Here is a 14,707-nt window from a genome sequence, read left to right on the forward strand (position 1 = left end):
TTACCCACGTCACGGATACATTACAGATGTGACGCAGCTGTCACAGCACTGTCGGGTGCTTTTGGCAGCTGACCTCTGACCTCTCAAGGAGATTCACATGGGTTCAATGGAAGGAATTCTCGGCGCTGTTGTTCAGGGCCTGGGATCACTGTTCAGTGCTGACGGTCTGCTCAAGACCTTCATGGGATCGGTAGAGACCATCTCCAAGGACCCCACCCCCTAATTCAGCGCGACATTGCCACGCCCGCTCCGGGTGTAGTTACTTCAATTTCGACAAACTGCAGGAGGAAACTCATGGGATCTCTCGGTGAAGCCATCGGAAGCGTCAACAACCTCGGTCAGCGTCTCGTCGACGCACTGACCACGCTCAGCGGCGGCACGGTTACGCCCAAGTAAGCGTCGTCTGACGAGAAAGGCTCACGCACTCGGTGCGTGAGCCTTTCCGTGTCGACCGGATCGAGTATTTCCGATCACGTCGGGTTTGCCTGTTTCAGGCGGTACCGTTCGAAAGGTTCCGCTGCGGAAGAGAGTGACCCGGATGATCGAGACTCGTGCGTTACGAACGGTTTTCCGTGTCTTCGTGGCGTTGGCCACGGCAGTGTGTGGGCTCCAGCTCCTCACCGCACCGGGTCACGCTCAGTCGGCGGACAGCAGGCTGGTCGACATCTCGGTGTACTCACAGTCGATGGGGCGCGACATTCCGTTGCAGGTCTTGCGGCCGGCTGATACTTCGACGCCTGCTCCGACGCTCTACCTACTCAACGGAGTAGACGGAGGAAAAGACGACGCGACGTGGTCGGTGCGGACCGACGCACCGAAGTTCTTCGCGGACAAGCACGTCAACGTGGTCACGCCTCTCGGTGGAGCATTCAGCTATTACACCGATTGGGAGCGGCCGGACCCCGGCCTCGCGAAATCCGGCAACAACAACGGGGTCAACATGTGGACCACGTTCCTGACGGAAGAACTACCGCCAGTCATTGATTCGACGTTCGGGACGACCGGCGAGAACGCACTGGCAGGCCTGTCGATGGCAGGCACGTCGGTACTGGATCTGGCTATGGCGGCGCCCGCGCTGTACAAGAGTGTCGGGTCCTTCAGCGGGTGCGCGATGACGAGTCCGGGCATCGGGCAGGACTTCGTGAAACTCGTGGTCGCCGTCGGTGGGGGTGACGCGGAAAACATGTGGGGTCCGTACGATGGTCCGGGTTGGCCGGCTCACGATCCGGTTGTCAACGCGGACAAGCTACCTCGAATCCCGATGTACATCACAACCGCAACCGGAATTCCGGGTCCGTACGACACACTTGCCGATCCGCGGATCGGCAACGACGTCACAGATTTGGCGTTGCAGCTTGTTCTCGGTGGCGGAATCGAGGCGGCAACTAACTACTGCACCACCCAGCTTGCGGACAGGACGAACGCATTGGGTATGAACAAGATTCGCTACAACTTCAAGCCGGCAGGAACGCATTCATGGGGATACTGGGAAGACGACTTACACGACTCGTGGCCGATGATCGCCGCGTCGCTCGGCGTGTGAGGCCCCAACGAGCAAGTCTTCGAAGCGTCGTTCTCGTAGGCGCGCTCGCCTTGATTTCAGTACTGGCGCCGCCTTCGGCCGCGCTCGCCGACGAGACTCCCCGGATAACGAGCGCCACCGAACTGTCTTCGCGCTTGGTGATTCTCGACGTCGCGAGTCCCGCCATGGGGCGCACCATGCAGGTGAAAGTGCTGCTTCCTGCCGACCGCTCGGAACCGCGCGGGACGCTGTATCTCCTGGACGGCAATTCCGGGCAGATCGAGGAGAACAACTGGTTGGCCCCGGCTAACGGCGATATCGTCCCGTTCTTTGCCGACAAGAATGTGAACGTCGTACTCCCCATCGGTGGAACCGGCACCATGTACACCGATTGGCAGGAAGACCACCCGAAATTCGGTCGTCTGAAATGGGAGACGTTCCTGACGAAAGAGCTTCCCTCACTGATCGACACGAGGTTCGCAACCAACGGGCACAACGCAATCGGCGGGATCTCGATGGGTGCAGAGGCCGCGCTGATCCTGGCCCAACGCTCGGCCGGGTTGTACGACGCGGTCGCGGGCTACAGCGGCTGCTACACAACCGTCGGAGGATTCGGCAAGGCGTTGACCGATCTTGTGGTCATCAACGGAAATGCCCGTTCGGAGCAGATGTGGGGTCCGGCCGGCAGTGAGGCTTGGCAAGAGCACGACATTTTCGCCAATGCCGACAAGCTGCGCGGCACCAAGGTGTATCTCGCCTCGGGATCGGGACTACCAGGCCCGCACGAAACTCTCGATACTCCTGCCCTGGGCCGGGTACTGGTCGTTGGCGGGGTCATGGAACTGGGATCGAACCTGTGCACCGACCAGATCACGCAGGTGTTGCGCGATCGCGGAGTCGATGTCACCCGCAGCGCTCAACCGGTGGGGACGCACGGTTGGCCGTACTGGCGCGACGAACTCGTTCGCTCCTGGCCGATGCTCGACTCTGCGTTGTCGGCTTGAGTAATTCCTTGCGATGAGTTTCCGCTTCGGGCCGGGTCTATAACCCTGTACACCTGATTCGTAACCTCATCGACAAGGACAGAACATGCCTTCCATCACTCCCTGTTTGTGGTTCGACAACCAAGCAGAAGAAGCAGCAAACTTCTACATCTCGGTGTTCGGTTCCGGGCAGATCCTGGGAATCGAAAGATACGTCGAGGGATCGCCTTCCGGAATGCCGGCGGGATCGGTGATGACCGTCAGCTTCGAGCTCGGCGGTCAGCGATTCACCGGATTGAACGGCGGACCGATGTTCACGTTCTCGGAAGCAGTGTCATTCGAGATTCCGTGCGTCGATCAGGCTGAGGTCGATCACTACTGGTCCAGGCTGACCGAAGGTGGGGAAGACGGCCCGTGCGGATGGGCCAAGGACAAGTTCGGATTGTCCTGGCAGGTAGTCCCGAATCGTCTTCTCGAACTGATGAAGGATCCGGATCGGGCCAAGGCACAACGCGCCACGGACGCGATGATGAAGATGAAGAAGATCGACATCGCGGAGCTCGAACGGGCCGCAGACGCATCCTGAATACGATCTGGCCGATGGGCGACAGTCTTCGTTAGCTGATGCTAGCCTTCCCTAATTCTCGCTGGAGCGTTGGAGGAGTGCTGGTAACCATGCGAATCAAAGTCTCTCGAATGAAGATTGCAGTCACCGCCTTGGCGGCCTCGCTCGCCGTCGCCGGGCTTGCCGGCTGCAGCAGCGACAGCGCTGACGCACCCGCGGAGGCGGGAGCAACCGTCTCGACCATGTTCGGCGACGTCGAGGTCCCGGCCAACCCGCAGCGCGTCGTCGCGCTCGGTTGGTCGGACGCCGAGACAGCACTTGCCCTCGGAACACAGCCGGTCGGTGTCGCGGACTGGATGGCGTTCGGTGGCAAGGGTGTCGGACCCTGGATTGCGGACGAGTTCACCACGGACCCGAAGATCCTCGGAACGATGGACCTGAGCATCGAGGACGTCATTGCTCTCGACCCGGACCTGATTTTGTGGACGAGAAGCGACAACACGCAGGCCACCTACGACAAGCTCAGCGCCATCGCGCCGACGGTCGGGCCGCCCCCGGGTCTGGCCACTGCGTACGGGACGACGGTCGAGCAGCAGACCGAACTCGTCGCGAAGGCTCTCGGCAAGGAAGCAGAAGGAAAGGCGCTACTGTCCGGCCTGGACGCCAAGTTCGACGCTGCAATTGCCGCCAATCCGAGCTTTGCGGGTAAGACAGCGGCCGTCGGCGCCTACAGTTCCGATGGTTACGGCGCGTACGTACCAGGCGACGCACGCGCAGACTTCATGACGCGCCTCGGCTTCACGATCCCGACGGCGATCACCGAAAAAGCCACCGGAAACTTCTACATCCCGGTCGCCAACGAGAACCTGAACTTGTTCGACGCGGATCTCACGGTTCTGTTTCCGATCTTCCTCGACAGCAGTGCGTTTGCGAACGATCCGCTGCTGCGCGCAATCCCGTCGGCCCAGGAGGGACATCTGTTGATCCTCGATGACCCGGCACTCGTCAATGCGTTCTCGAGTGGCTCGGTACCGGGGTTGACCTACGCAATCGACAACGCCGTTCCGAAGTTTGCGAGCACGCTCGGCGCCTGATCAGAGGTGTTTCGGGACCTGCCCGTCACTGTGAGCGTGTTCGCAAACAGTGGCGGGCAGTTCTCGTGCGTCAGTACACTGGAAAAAGTGAACTTTCAGCTAACGAGCGGCGGCCCAGTGGAGATCGCTCCAGTGGAGATCGAAGCGACCGCTCCTCGTTTTCCGCGGATGCATGCATACGTGGATATCGCTGTTGTGATCGTGGTGCTGGTGGGAACCAATCTGATCGCGCATTTCACCACCGCCTGGGCAAGCATCGCGACGGTACCCATCTCTGCTCTCGTCCTGTTGGCGCTCACCAAGCGCCGGGGAATGGGGTGGGCGGAATTGGGGCTGTCCCCTCGTGACCTGCGGCGAGGTTCGAAGTACGCGCTTGCCGCCGTCGGCCTGGTACTGACGGTTGTCGCCGTCGGCGCTCTGCTTCCGCTCACACGTCCTTTCTTCATGGCGGATCGCTACGCCACTATTTCCGGCGCGATCGTCGCGTCGATGATCGTGATCCCGCTGCAGACCGTCATTCCCGAAGAGTTGGCTTTCCGTGGGGTCCTGCACGGCACGTTGAACCGGGTCAGTGGATTCCGCGGCGTCGCCGCTGCCGGTTCTCTGATGTTCGGACTGTGGCACATCGCGTCGTCGATGGGTTTGACCAGTGGTAACGAGGGGCTGTCCGGCTTTCTCGGTACCGGAGTGGTCGGCCAGGTCGCCGGCATCCTCGGAGCCGTTCTCGCCACCGCTGCGGCCGGTCTCGTATTCACCTGGCTTCGTCATCGCAGCGGCAGTCTCATTGCGCCGATTGCTCTGCATTGGTCGTTGAACGGTGCAGGTGCGCTGGCTGCGGCTCTTGTTTGGCATGCAACTCTTGCTTGATCCCAATATCTGACAAAAAGGACAGCATTCGCCGCGCGGCGCCGGGTAGTTTTGTGCTTTGCTCAGTAAGTGACGCACCTTCATCGAGGCCATGTCTTCCACATTTCCGGTCGTCCGACGGTTGAGGATGCGGCGCAGTCGCTCGTCTCGATCCCCGACGGCGTCTTGGCGATCGACGATGCCGGAACGATCGTCTACTGCGGAGAATTCGAATCGCTCCCCGGAGACCTCGCGGGCGGCGAAATTCACGATCATCGACCGGGTTTCCTGCTGCCCGGATTCGTCGATGCCCACATTCATTTCCCGCAGACCTACGCCGGCGATGCGTACGGCGGCGGCCAACTCCTCGAGTGGCTCGACCTGTGCGTCTTTCCCTCCGAATCGAGATTCGCTGATCCGGAGTTCGCCCAGCACGCTGCCGAGGCCTTCTGCGCTCGCCGAATCGCCACGGGAACGACGGCCGCGATGGTGTTCGGATCGGCCTTCCCGCACGCACAGGACGCATTGTTCAGTGAAACTCTGAATCGCGGCCTTCGAGTGGTCAGCGGCCGCGGGATTCAGACCACCGGCCCGGCGTCCGCTGCCGCGCTGATCACCTCGGAAGAGGACGCGATCAGACTCACCCGCGAGGAGATCGACAAGTGGCACGCGGCCGACACCGGCGACGTGAACACCGCACTCATTCACGTTGCAGTGGTTCCTCGCTTCTCCCTCGCGGTGACAACACGGACGCTGAAAGACTTGGGGGAGTTGTACGACTCGGTCCGTGACCGAGGCGTCTACTTCCACAGTCACCTCAACGAGAACAATCGGCCGGGAACCGGCGAGGTGGCAACCACACTCGCCGAGTACGAGGTCGAGACCTATCTCGACACGTACGACGGCAAGTTCCTCCCCGGCTCACAGGTCGGCGGAAAGAGCTTTCTGGGTCCGCGCGCGATACTCGCGCACTCGGTGCACTGCCAGGACTCCGAACTCGCACGCATGGCCGAGACCGGAACCTCGATCGCACATTGCCCGACGTCCCAGCAGTTTCTCGGCTCAGGCACCATGCCGTGGAAACGAACCGTTGCGTCAGGGGTCAACATCGCGATCGGATCGGACTTCGGCGGCGGCGACGAGTGCCTGCTCACCCGAGTCCTCGGCGACGCCTTCAAGGTTCATATCTCCGAAGCCGGCGACGACGGAGTGTCGATGCACCCCGCCGAACTGCTGTTCACCGGAACACTCGCCGGTGCTCGCGCGCTGGACATGGAGAACCGGATCGGCAACTTCGACGAGGGCAAAGAGGCCGACTTCCTGGTGATCGATCCCTCCGGGTGGCCGCCGCTCGCCGGGCTCGTCAACCACGGAACGCGTTCGGATGATCCGATACTCGCCCGCGACCAGACGCTCTTCGGCCTCCTGATGGCGATGCGCGAGCCCGCGATTGCGCACGTATACGTGCAAGGGCGCCGGGTGTCGGGCTGACGTGTCCGCAACCGCCATCACCGGGTATCACCGAACGAGTTCGGGATTCCGGGCGTGGGTCGAGCGTGCGGCCGAGACCGCCGGTCGATTCGACGGCTACCTGAGCTGTGGCATCAGTGATCAACCGGAACCGGTGTCGCACGGCATGTCTGTCACATTCGACAGTGCCGACGATCTTCACCGTTGGCTGGAGTCGAGTGATCGCCGCGATCTCGAAAGAGCTGCTGCGGCAACGGGAATTCTGGCACAGACGAGTGATCTGGTCCTCGTCGACGGAGTTCTGCCGCCGCCCGGTATCGGCGTGTACGACCACGTCGTCGTCGTGGGTAAGGAGAACGAGTTTCTGCGAACGCAACGCCATCTCATCGATCTCAGTTCGCGATTCTCCGGCTACGAGTCGGTGATGTTGTTGCGGTCGGTCACCGACTCCACCCAGTGGAAGTCCGTCCTTCGGTTCCGGACTGAGCAGCAATTGGCGGAGTGGATGGCGTCGCCCGAAAGGGCCGCGGCACTGCCGAAATTGCGAGCCGAGTTGGCCGAGGACTTCACCGAGACCACGCGGTCGACACCGTTCGGCACGATTCTGCGCACGGAGAACGGGCAGACCCGTGCGACGCCGAATTGGAAAACGGCGATGATCATCCTGCTCGTTCTCTATCCGACAGTGATGACGCTGTCGCGATTTCTCGGTCCGCTGCTCGACGGGATCGGAGCGCCTCCATGGCTGTCGATGTGGTTGAGCCAGATAGTCAGCGTCGGCGCCATGACGTGGTTCCTGATGCCGACGGTCACCAGGTGGTTCCGCCACTGGCTCGACCCGGTCGACGGCGCCGTTCCCCGCACCAACTGGCGCGGTGGCGCAGCGGTAATTGCGGTGTACGTCGTGACTCTGACGCTCTTCGCCTCCGTGAAGTGGCTGCAGTTCTGGGACTACTTCGACTGAATCCGGCCTCGGCGGAAGTAGGTGAGCGGTCCGAAGAAGTTGACGAAGATGATCGCCGCCCACTTCTTCTTGCTGCCGTTGACCGTATCGGCAGGGCGTCGCGCCAGGTCGGTCCACGCTGCGATCGCCAACAGGGACTGAATCGTTGCGAGCAGGGAGACGACGCGGCGCTGCGCGGGTGACAGCTCACTCCAGGATTTCTTTTTTGTGAGGTTCATGAACTCCACTGTGCCCTCGAACGTCCGATTGGTGGCGAGATAGGGCTGCTATCGGAGCCTGGAGTTCCGCAAATCGGTGTGAATAGCGTCACCATGATGACCGCTAGGTACGGTCCCGCGGTCAGTCGGGATGGTCGTTTTCGGCGTAAAGATCTCGCTAACTCGAACTGTGGCTGAATGTTTGCGCCCGGACTAAGCTCGCGTGGCCACATTGCCGCGAGGGATTTGGCCAATCTGCTGGTACGCGCTCTAGCGGGAGCAACGCCCCCTCTGTTAAGTAAGGCTTGCCAATCTTGTGGTCCGCCTACAGGTTTGATGCTGCGAGATAGCTGTTATCGGGAACGATGTTCGGAATACGTCAATAAATCGTCCGTAGGTGACAGTTTGATCACTGCCGGTGGGCGTCACCTGTGTGTATGTCCGTGTCCCGAAGGGGTCGAAATGTAACGTCCCGGACACATTTGGTGTCGCGGAAGTAACGGAAGACCTCTACTCTTATCGCCAGCAGCCACTCACGTGGCGGCAATCCTCTGGACCGTATCTTCGACAGGAGCACATCGCATGAGCAGCGCAGAATTCTCGGATGCCTTCACCTTCCTCAACGACTTCTTCAGCAACGCGTCTGATCTCTTCAGCGCTCTGAGCTTCTTCACCTCGCTCAGCTGATAGCTTCCGGCCGCTAGGCCGACTCAGTGGCCCCCGAAGACGATGTCTTCGGGGGCCACTGTTGTCTGTCTGACTATCTGTCTAGCGTCCAATTTGGTGACAATGTGAGCATTGTTGGCCAAGTGCATGGCGGGGTTGATGTGACTGTGGTGGAATGCGAGCGAAAGAAGATAGCTTGCCTGCCCGCCACTTCCAGCGGGACACGCCGATGATCGGAGCTTTGTGCACGTCTCGCGAAGAAACCTCTTCAAGTACGCAGCGGCTGGATCGGCAGCTGCCGGACTCGCTGCATTGAGCGGTACGACGTCGGTGGCCAATGCCGGTTCGCTGGGGACCCTGCTCGATTACGCCGCCGGTGTGCCGTCCGCTCAGGCAATCAAGGCCGCCGGGTATGCAGGCGCCATTCGATATGTCTCGGATAGGCGCCCGGGAGCCGATTGGATGGTCGGCAAGCCCGTACTGGCGCGGGAAACTGACGCGTTGACGGCGGCCGGACTCCAAGTCGTTTCCTGCTATCAATTCGGCAAGGGCGGAACGGCGGACTGGCGCGGGGCTCGCGAGGCAGGCAAGCGTCATGCTTCCCGTGGCCTCGAACTACACGCTGCGGCTGGTGGGCCGTCCGGTCGGCCGATTTACGCGTCGATCGACGACAACCCGACCAGTACCGAAATCACTACACTGATCTCGCCGTACCTCGAGGGGTGGGCCTCGGTCGTCGGCAACGGAGCACTCGGTATCTACGGAAACACGCGCGTGATCGACGCAATGATCAGCGCCGGCGTCGGAACCTGGTTCTGGCAGCACAATTGGGGTTCACCCGCAGGATATGTGCACCCGAGGGCAAACCTGCACCAGTTCGAGATCGACAAGCGCAAGGTCGACGGCGTCGGCGTGGATCTGAACTCGATCCTCACTCGCGACTACGGGCAGTGGTCGTTGGCCGGCTCGGTCGGGCCGGCCCAACCGGTTGGTTCCTCGTTACCGACAGGATCTATCGCACCATAGCGCCGAATTTGGCGAGCCAGGCCTTGGCGTCATCGGGGAGGGTGCCCGCCGCTTCGGCGGCGAGGCACCATGCTTTTGCCATCGACAGGAAGTTCATCGGGTTGTAGGCGTCTTCTTCGCGAGACCACAATCCGTTGCCGGCGTAATGCAGGATCGTGATGTTGGCGGCTCCGTGCTTGGATCCGTCGCCCGGATCCTCCATCGGGTTGTCGATCTCGCACACGATCCATCCGCGCTGCTCGTCGACGACGAACCAGTTGGCCGGGAATTCGGTCATGCGGTGCCCCGGGAACTCTGTCATCGTGCGAGTGACCCACTTGCGTACAGCTTCTCGGCCATTGAGGGTTCCGAAAGCGTGTTCCACGTAGACGACGTCCTCGGTGAACATGTCCGCGAAGGCGTTCCAATCGCCGGAACGAGTGCACTCGACAACGGTGTTCTGGTACCCCGCGAAGGCGTCTTCGAGTTCGGTACGCGTCCAGGTCATGAAGGGCTCCTCGGTTTGTCGTCGCTTCAGATTAGAACACGTTGCAGAATTGATTGTCGGTGATTCGATGCAGAAGAGTTCTGCGGTACCGTCGTTGACGGGTCGGGGACCCATTATGTGAGAGGGCACCACGTGGAGATCATCATCAATTTCATCTACACACTTTTGTCGAAGTTGCAGACTGGCAGCATCGAAGGCTCTTCGGAGAAGTGAGTCCTCTGCCGGGTTGATTCCCTTACGTGACTTTCTGTTTGGGAATCAACCCGGCGAACACCATCGTCACAGCGGCGGCGGCGATGGAAATCAGGAACGTGGCACGAAACGCCTCGAACGAGGGGATCACTGCGGTGCCGACGGTGATGGTCATTCCGGCCAGAACGACGCTCACGATCGCGGCAGACGTCGACGTGCCGATCGATCGCATCAAAGAGTTCAGTCCGTTCGCGGCTGCAGATTCCGTGATGGGGACTGCTCCCATGATCAGGGCGGGCATGGCCGAGTAAGAGAGCCCGACGCCCGCGCCGATGAACATTCCGGCCACGGCGACCTGCCAGACGCTCGACACCGTGAAATATGCAAAGGCATAACCCAATCCGATGACGAGGGCGCCGAGCATCAGCGTGATTCGTGGGCCACGCCACGCCGAAATGCGAGCGGAGACGGGTGAGAGCGCCATCATGACGAGTCCACCGGGGGCCAGTGCGAGTCCCGCTGCGACCATGGACAGTCCGAGTCCGTAGCCGGTGGACGTCGGTGCCATGAGGAGTTGGGGGAGCGTCAAGGAATTGCCGTACATGGCAAAACCGACGGCGATCGAGGCGAAGTTGGTGAAGAAAACCTGAGGCCGGGCCGATACGCGGAGGTCTACCAGCGGTGCGCTGCGTCGAAGTTCCCACCATCCCCAGACGAGGAAACTGAGAGCGGAAACTGCCAGGAGGCCCAGGGTTTTCGGGTCGCCCCATCCCCAGGTTCCGCCTTTGGTGATGGGGAGTAACAGAGTTATCAGACCAACGGTGAGGCCGAACGCTCCGACGAAGTCGAAGCGTCCCGGGCGTCGTACCGTCGATTCGGGAATCACGAACGCAACCAGTGCGATGCAGATCAGCCCGAACGCTGCCGAAGTGACGAAGAGGAAGTGCCAGTTGGCATTCTGAGCGATCACCGCAGCGATCGGCAGTCCGATCGCACCGCCGACGCCGAGGGTGGCGCTCATGACCGCCATGGCTCCGGCCACTTTCTTCGGTGGAAGAACATCACGAATGATGGCTATGCCCAATGGAATTGCCCCGACCGATGCTCCTTGAAGAGCGCGGCCGACAACGAGCACGATCAGTGAAGGTGCGATCGCACAGATGGCCGAGCCCAAAACGACCATCCCGAGACTGACGAGCAGCATTCGTTTCTTGCCGAACATGTCGCCGAGGCGCCCGCTGATCGGCGTGATCACCGCGGCGGCGAGGAGCGTTGCGGTGACCGCCCACGAGGTGTCGGCGGGAGTGGAGTTCAGCAGGTGAGGCAACTGCGGAATGATGGGGACTACCAGCGTCTGCATCAAGGCGACGACGATTCCGCACAGCCCGAGGACAGTGAGTACGGGACCAGAAGGGGCGTAGTTCGTGGCCGTGGTTTTCTTGTCCGGGGATTTCTCGTCGACGCTCGACGAATCTGCGTGAACGGACATTCGGCTCCCGCCATGGCGTGTTCGGTTTCGGTGCGTTCGCCCCAGTGTGCACGCTACACATCGTGTGTAGTCTGCACAATATGAGGATGGACCGGGACCCTGATCTGGTGAATATCGAGTACGAGTTGACTCTGCTCTCGCGTTACCACGCGCTCGCACAACGGGCCGAACTTCATCTGGACCGGTCGGCGTATCTACTGCTCGGTCGACTGGAATTGCAACATCCCATGAGCCTCAAGGAACTCTCCTGCGCTTTCTCGCTCGACATCTCCACCATCAACCGGCAGATCGGCGCGCTGAGGCGTCAGGGCTTGGTGGAGCGAGTGGAGGATCCGGACGGAGGGCTCGCGCGAAAGGTCCGGCCGACGGCGCAGGGGCTGTCGAAACTTCGTGCTGATCGCGAACATTCGACAGCCGGTGTCGAAAAGGTCCTCCGCGAGTGGACGCCGGAGCAGCGTCTCGCGCTCGGTGACCTACTGCGGCAATTCAATACCTCGGTCGAAGCGCTGGAAGGCCGCGAATGGCCGCGACCGAATCAGGTCTGAGAGTGCGAGACGGATCGTAGTGAGCGGTCCGGATCGCTCGAATCCGATTCCGGCGCAATGACAACAAGTTTCGGGTGTTCTTCGGGGGCTGCATGATTTCCACGCCAGGAGAGCAGTGACCAACGTGAGAGACCGGACAGCGCGGACCCGAGACTGGCGAACGAGCCCGAACTCAGGACCGACGCCGTAGACCCGATGCTTCCGATCGAAAGAAAAGAGCCGACGCTACCGATCGACAGGATCGAGTACGCCGATCCGATCGAGAGAATGGACCCCTCGGATCGGATGGACAGTATCGATCGCGTCGACTTGTGTGACCGTATCGACTGGTCTGGGCCGGATTTCTTCTCTGGACGACCGTGCGTGATGTCCACTCGTAGATGTCCCATCTATCGGGTCTATCACGGTGATCGGAGATGCAAAAGGGACCCACCGAAATTCGGTGGGTCCCTTTCACAAGACTTCGATCAAGCTACCGCGAACATGCCCACGGTCGGAAGGAAGCTGCAGGTGATGCGATCTGCGCCTTCCGGCTGGGTGGTCAGCGAACCGCTGATCACCGAGAGAACGCGTCCGGGGCCGGTATCGGCGATAGCCGACAGAGTGGCTGGGCCGTCCGGGTTGATGCGTGCGGCGTTGGTCAAGTTCTGGGTGGCGCTGCGCTGGTTGTCGATGTTGACCCAGGTGACGGTCATCGGCACCGGCTGGTCGTCGACGGCGGGAGCCGTACCGAGAGCGGTGAAGACGAATCCGGCCTGACCGGCAGCGGGACCGGGAGGAGGCAGGTGAGCCGGGCCGGGAACGGCAAGTGCGGTTCCGACCGAATCGGCGGTGGCCGAGATGCAGCCCTTGCCAAGCGTCGGGTAGAGGAACTGCGCGATGACGGGGGCGTTCTCGTCCGGGATCGCCGGTCCGCCGCCGCCGCTGCCGTCGAGGAAGGTGATGACCTTCTCGAGGGTGGCCTTGATCTCGGGCGGAATGCCTGGGGAGTTCAGGATCGCGCGAGCCTGGTCGAGCAACGCTTGCTGCGGTCCGCCTGCAACATCGGCCGGACCTGCGGCGGCGCCGATGATGGCGGGCGCAAACGATGCGAGGAACTCGATCGGCACACTTTCGGGTGCGGGCGGTGCTGCCGGATCGGCCATTGCCTGTGCCGGCAATGCCAGTCCTGCTACTGCGGCAATAGCGACGGCGGTGAACGCCTTTCGCATACCTCGGGTTCGAAGCACTGTTTCCCCATCCTTAGTCATACCGCGCGGGCGCCTAGGCGAGCTCCGCGTTTGACGGCTCGAGGGGTCACTCTATGTACAGAGCCCCCGGGTTGTACAGCTGTTCAGTTGCTGAGCAGCTACGCACCGGAGGGAGTCTATGGCATGACCGGCCTCGATCGTGATTTACGGCGACCATACCTGTGACTGAAGTGATCTATGTGAAAGTTGATGCAACTGTTACGTCAGATTGCGAGGTTTGTTCACTCGAAGATCAGTCGAAACGGACCGAATCGTCGACGAGTACGTCAATTCGACGGGCAAGGTCGAAGTCCAGTTCCGTGAGACCGCCCGCCGAGTGTGTCGAAAGCGTGTACGTGACCTTTCGCCAGCGAACGTCGATGTCGGGATGATGATCCGCGGCCTCGGCGACTGCCGCGATGCGTTGAAGAAGCGCGATGGCGTCCGGGAATGTCGCGGAGTCGACCGTGCGAGTGATCGACCCGGGCGACAGTTGCCAGGCGGGCAGTTCGTCGAGAGCGTTTTGGATCGCGGAGTCGGACAACAAAGTGGCCATACTCCATCATGGTGCGATGAGTGATGCACCTGCAAGGGATCGGGAAGTTGTCGCCGGTGCGATCTTCCGCGAGGGAAGGCTGCTCCTCGCGCAGCGGACGAGTCCGCCGGCTTTGGCCGGTCGTTGGGAGCTGCCGGGCGGGAAGGTCGAAGAATTCGAATCGCCACAGAACGCGTTGGCGCGGGAGCTGCTCGAGGAACTGGCGGTCGAGGTGAGATGCGGCGCCAGAATCGGCGTCGACGTGCCACTGTCGCCTGGGTTGGTCCTGCGGGCCTACCGGGCGGAGTTGGTGTCGGGAGAACCGGTCGCGCTCGACCATGCTCAATTGACATGGGTCGACGCCGAAGAACTGTTGTCGATGGATCTGGTGGACAACGATCGAGCCTGGATCCCCGAGTTACTCGCGGAATTGAGCGCGCTTACGCCGCACGAGCCTTCTTGAGACCCGCTTTCAGTTCCTTCTTGGATGCGCCCTCGTTCTCGAGCTTCTTCATCCGCATGATGACGACGGGACACTTGATGCACCGCGTCTTCTTGCGGCAGCACTTCTTCTTCGGCTTGAGCTGCGAGACCTTGCTTGCCTTGACTTTTCCCATGTGACGCTGCGGCTTTCCTGTTTCACTACGGCGGAGAGCCCGCTCTTGGAACGAGGTTAGCGTACCCTTAAATGACCTGTTTCTCCAGGTCGTAATCCTACGCGCATCGGCGTGGTGCAGATCACTATTCGCTGGTGGGGGCGGTGATAGAGGCCGCACAATGCAGGAGTATCAGCCCGGAGCGAGTAGTATTTACTAGGCCGCGGTGCCTTCTCAGGCGATTCGTGCCCTGATTCGGATCACACACTCGTGCAGCGGCCACCAGAAGAGCCGTGCGACT

At 61.2% G+C, this 14,707-nt stretch carries 18 protein-coding genes; 11 read left to right on the top strand and 7 right to left on the bottom strand.

Going from position 1 to position 14,707, the window contains the following annotated elements; genetic code table 11:
• Nucleotides 1-97 precede the first annotated feature (97 nt).
• From AC3WQS_RS05865 to AC3WQS_RS05900, 8 genes are all read left to right on the top strand, one after another.
• Complete coding sequence (locus AC3WQS_RS05865; protein ID WP_019744544.1) at nucleotides 98-223, top strand: hypothetical protein; 126 nt, start codon at nucleotides 98-100, stop codon at nucleotides 221-223.
• Nucleotides 224-538: 315 nt separating this feature from the next.
• Complete coding sequence (locus tag AC3WQS_RS05870; RefSeq protein WP_492712980.1) at nucleotides 539-1,543, top strand: alpha/beta hydrolase; 1,005 nt, start codon at nucleotides 539-541, stop codon at nucleotides 1,541-1,543.
• A gap of 50 nt (nucleotides 1,544-1,593) precedes the next feature.
• Nucleotides 1,594-2,526, top strand: coding sequence for an alpha/beta hydrolase (locus AC3WQS_RS05875; protein WP_492712981.1), 933 nt, complete (start codon nucleotides 1,594-1,596; stop codon nucleotides 2,524-2,526).
• A gap of 85 nt (nucleotides 2,527-2,611) precedes the next feature.
• Complete coding sequence (locus tag AC3WQS_RS05880) at nucleotides 2,612-3,091, top strand: VOC family protein (protein ID WP_492712982.1); 480 nt, start codon at nucleotides 2,612-2,614, stop codon at nucleotides 3,089-3,091.
• 110 nt (nucleotides 3,092-3,201) lie between these two features.
• On the top strand, nucleotides 3,202-4,164 hold the full coding sequence (locus AC3WQS_RS05885; protein ID WP_223257893.1) for an ABC transporter substrate-binding protein: 963 nt from the start codon (nucleotides 3,202-3,204) through the stop codon (nucleotides 4,162-4,164).
• A gap of 168 nt (nucleotides 4,165-4,332) precedes the next feature.
• Complete coding sequence (locus AC3WQS_RS05890; protein ID WP_051720844.1) at nucleotides 4,333-5,031, top strand: CPBP family intramembrane glutamic endopeptidase; 699 nt, start codon at nucleotides 4,333-4,335, stop codon at nucleotides 5,029-5,031.
• A 69-nt stretch (nucleotides 5,032-5,100) separates the two neighbouring features.
• Nucleotides 5,101-6,501, top strand: a complete 1,401-nt coding sequence (locus AC3WQS_RS05895) for an amidohydrolase family protein (RefSeq protein ID WP_020908493.1) — start codon at nucleotides 5,101-5,103, stop codon at nucleotides 6,499-6,501.
• Nucleotide 6,502: 1 nt separating this feature from the next.
• Entirely contained in the window at nucleotides 6,503-7,444 is a 942-nt protein-coding gene (locus AC3WQS_RS05900; RefSeq protein ID WP_428689244.1) for an antibiotic biosynthesis monooxygenase, read from the top strand.
• Here AC3WQS_RS05900 and AC3WQS_RS05905 read toward each other — a convergent pair.
• Nucleotides 7,432-7,662 carry a PLD nuclease N-terminal domain-containing protein gene (locus AC3WQS_RS05905; protein WP_031331074.1) on the bottom strand — a complete coding sequence of 77 codons (231 nt, stop codon included), beginning with the start codon at nucleotides 7,660-7,662 and terminating at the stop codon, nucleotides 7,432-7,434. The two genes, AC3WQS_RS05900 and AC3WQS_RS05905, sit on opposite strands and share 13 nt — an antisense overlap.
• An 888-nt stretch (nucleotides 7,663-8,550) precedes the next feature.
• Here AC3WQS_RS05905 and AC3WQS_RS05910 point away from each other — a divergent pair.
• On the top strand, nucleotides 8,551-9,333 hold the full coding sequence (locus AC3WQS_RS05910; protein ID WP_069146332.1) for a DUF1906 domain-containing protein: 783 nt from the start codon (nucleotides 8,551-8,553) through the stop codon (nucleotides 9,331-9,333).
• On the opposite strand, the gene AC3WQS_RS05915 is transcribed toward AC3WQS_RS05910, so the two are convergent.
• Both AC3WQS_RS05915 and AC3WQS_RS05920 read right to left on the bottom strand, forming a co-directional pair.
• Nucleotides 9,320-9,820 carry a nuclear transport factor 2 family protein gene (locus AC3WQS_RS05915; protein ID WP_007726289.1) on the bottom strand — a complete coding sequence of 167 codons (501 nt, stop codon included), beginning with the start codon at nucleotides 9,818-9,820 and terminating at the stop codon, nucleotides 9,320-9,322. The two genes, AC3WQS_RS05910 and AC3WQS_RS05915, sit on opposite strands and share 14 nt — an antisense overlap.
• 235 nt (nucleotides 9,821-10,055) lie before the next feature.
• Nucleotides 10,056-11,501: an MFS transporter gene (locus tag AC3WQS_RS05920; RefSeq protein ID WP_492712983.1), complete on the bottom strand. Its 1,446-nt coding sequence runs from the start codon at nucleotides 11,499-11,501 to the stop codon at nucleotides 10,056-10,058.
• A gap of 86 nt (nucleotides 11,502-11,587) precedes the next feature.
• Here AC3WQS_RS05920 and AC3WQS_RS05925 point away from each other — a divergent pair, with 86 nt between their 5' ends.
• A complete protein-coding gene (locus AC3WQS_RS05925; protein WP_003945257.1) occupies nucleotides 11,588-12,046 on the top strand; it encodes a MarR family winged helix-turn-helix transcriptional regulator in 459 nt (152 codons plus the stop codon).
• Here the strand turns inward: AC3WQS_RS05925 and AC3WQS_RS05930 are convergent.
• From AC3WQS_RS05930 to AC3WQS_RS05940, 3 genes are all read right to left on the bottom strand, one after another.
• Nucleotides 12,037-12,435 carry a hypothetical protein gene (locus AC3WQS_RS05930; RefSeq protein WP_042448789.1) on the bottom strand — a complete coding sequence of 133 codons (399 nt, stop codon included), beginning with the start codon at nucleotides 12,433-12,435 and terminating at the stop codon, nucleotides 12,037-12,039. The two genes, AC3WQS_RS05925 and AC3WQS_RS05930, sit on opposite strands and share 10 nt — an antisense overlap.
• Nucleotides 12,436-12,513: 78 nt before the next feature.
• The gene (locus AC3WQS_RS05935) at nucleotides 12,514-13,257 is read right to left on the bottom strand and encodes an Rv1157c family protein (protein ID WP_003945233.1); all 744 of its coding nucleotides are present in this window, start codon (nucleotides 13,255-13,257) and stop codon (nucleotides 12,514-12,516) included.
• Nucleotides 13,258-13,528: 271 nt separating this feature from the next.
• Nucleotides 13,529-13,831, bottom strand: coding sequence for a 4a-hydroxytetrahydrobiopterin dehydratase (locus AC3WQS_RS05940; RefSeq protein WP_003945236.1), 303 nt, complete (start codon nucleotides 13,829-13,831; stop codon nucleotides 13,529-13,531).
• Between the two features lie 16 nt (nucleotides 13,832-13,847).
• Between AC3WQS_RS05940 and AC3WQS_RS05945 the strand changes: the two genes are divergently transcribed.
• Nucleotides 13,848-14,273, top strand: a complete 426-nt coding sequence (locus tag AC3WQS_RS05945; RefSeq protein WP_007726279.1) for a (deoxy)nucleoside triphosphate pyrophosphohydrolase — start codon at nucleotides 13,848-13,850, stop codon at nucleotides 14,271-14,273.
• Here the strand turns inward: AC3WQS_RS05945 and AC3WQS_RS05950 are convergent.
• Entirely contained in the window at nucleotides 14,251-14,427 is a 177-nt protein-coding gene (locus tag AC3WQS_RS05950; protein WP_003945207.1) for a hypothetical protein, read from the bottom strand. The two genes, AC3WQS_RS05945 and AC3WQS_RS05950, sit on opposite strands and share 23 nt — an antisense overlap.
• Nucleotides 14,428-14,707: the final 280 nt, after the last annotated feature.

Source organism: Rhodococcus sp. FW305-130 (genome assembly GCF_058788335.1).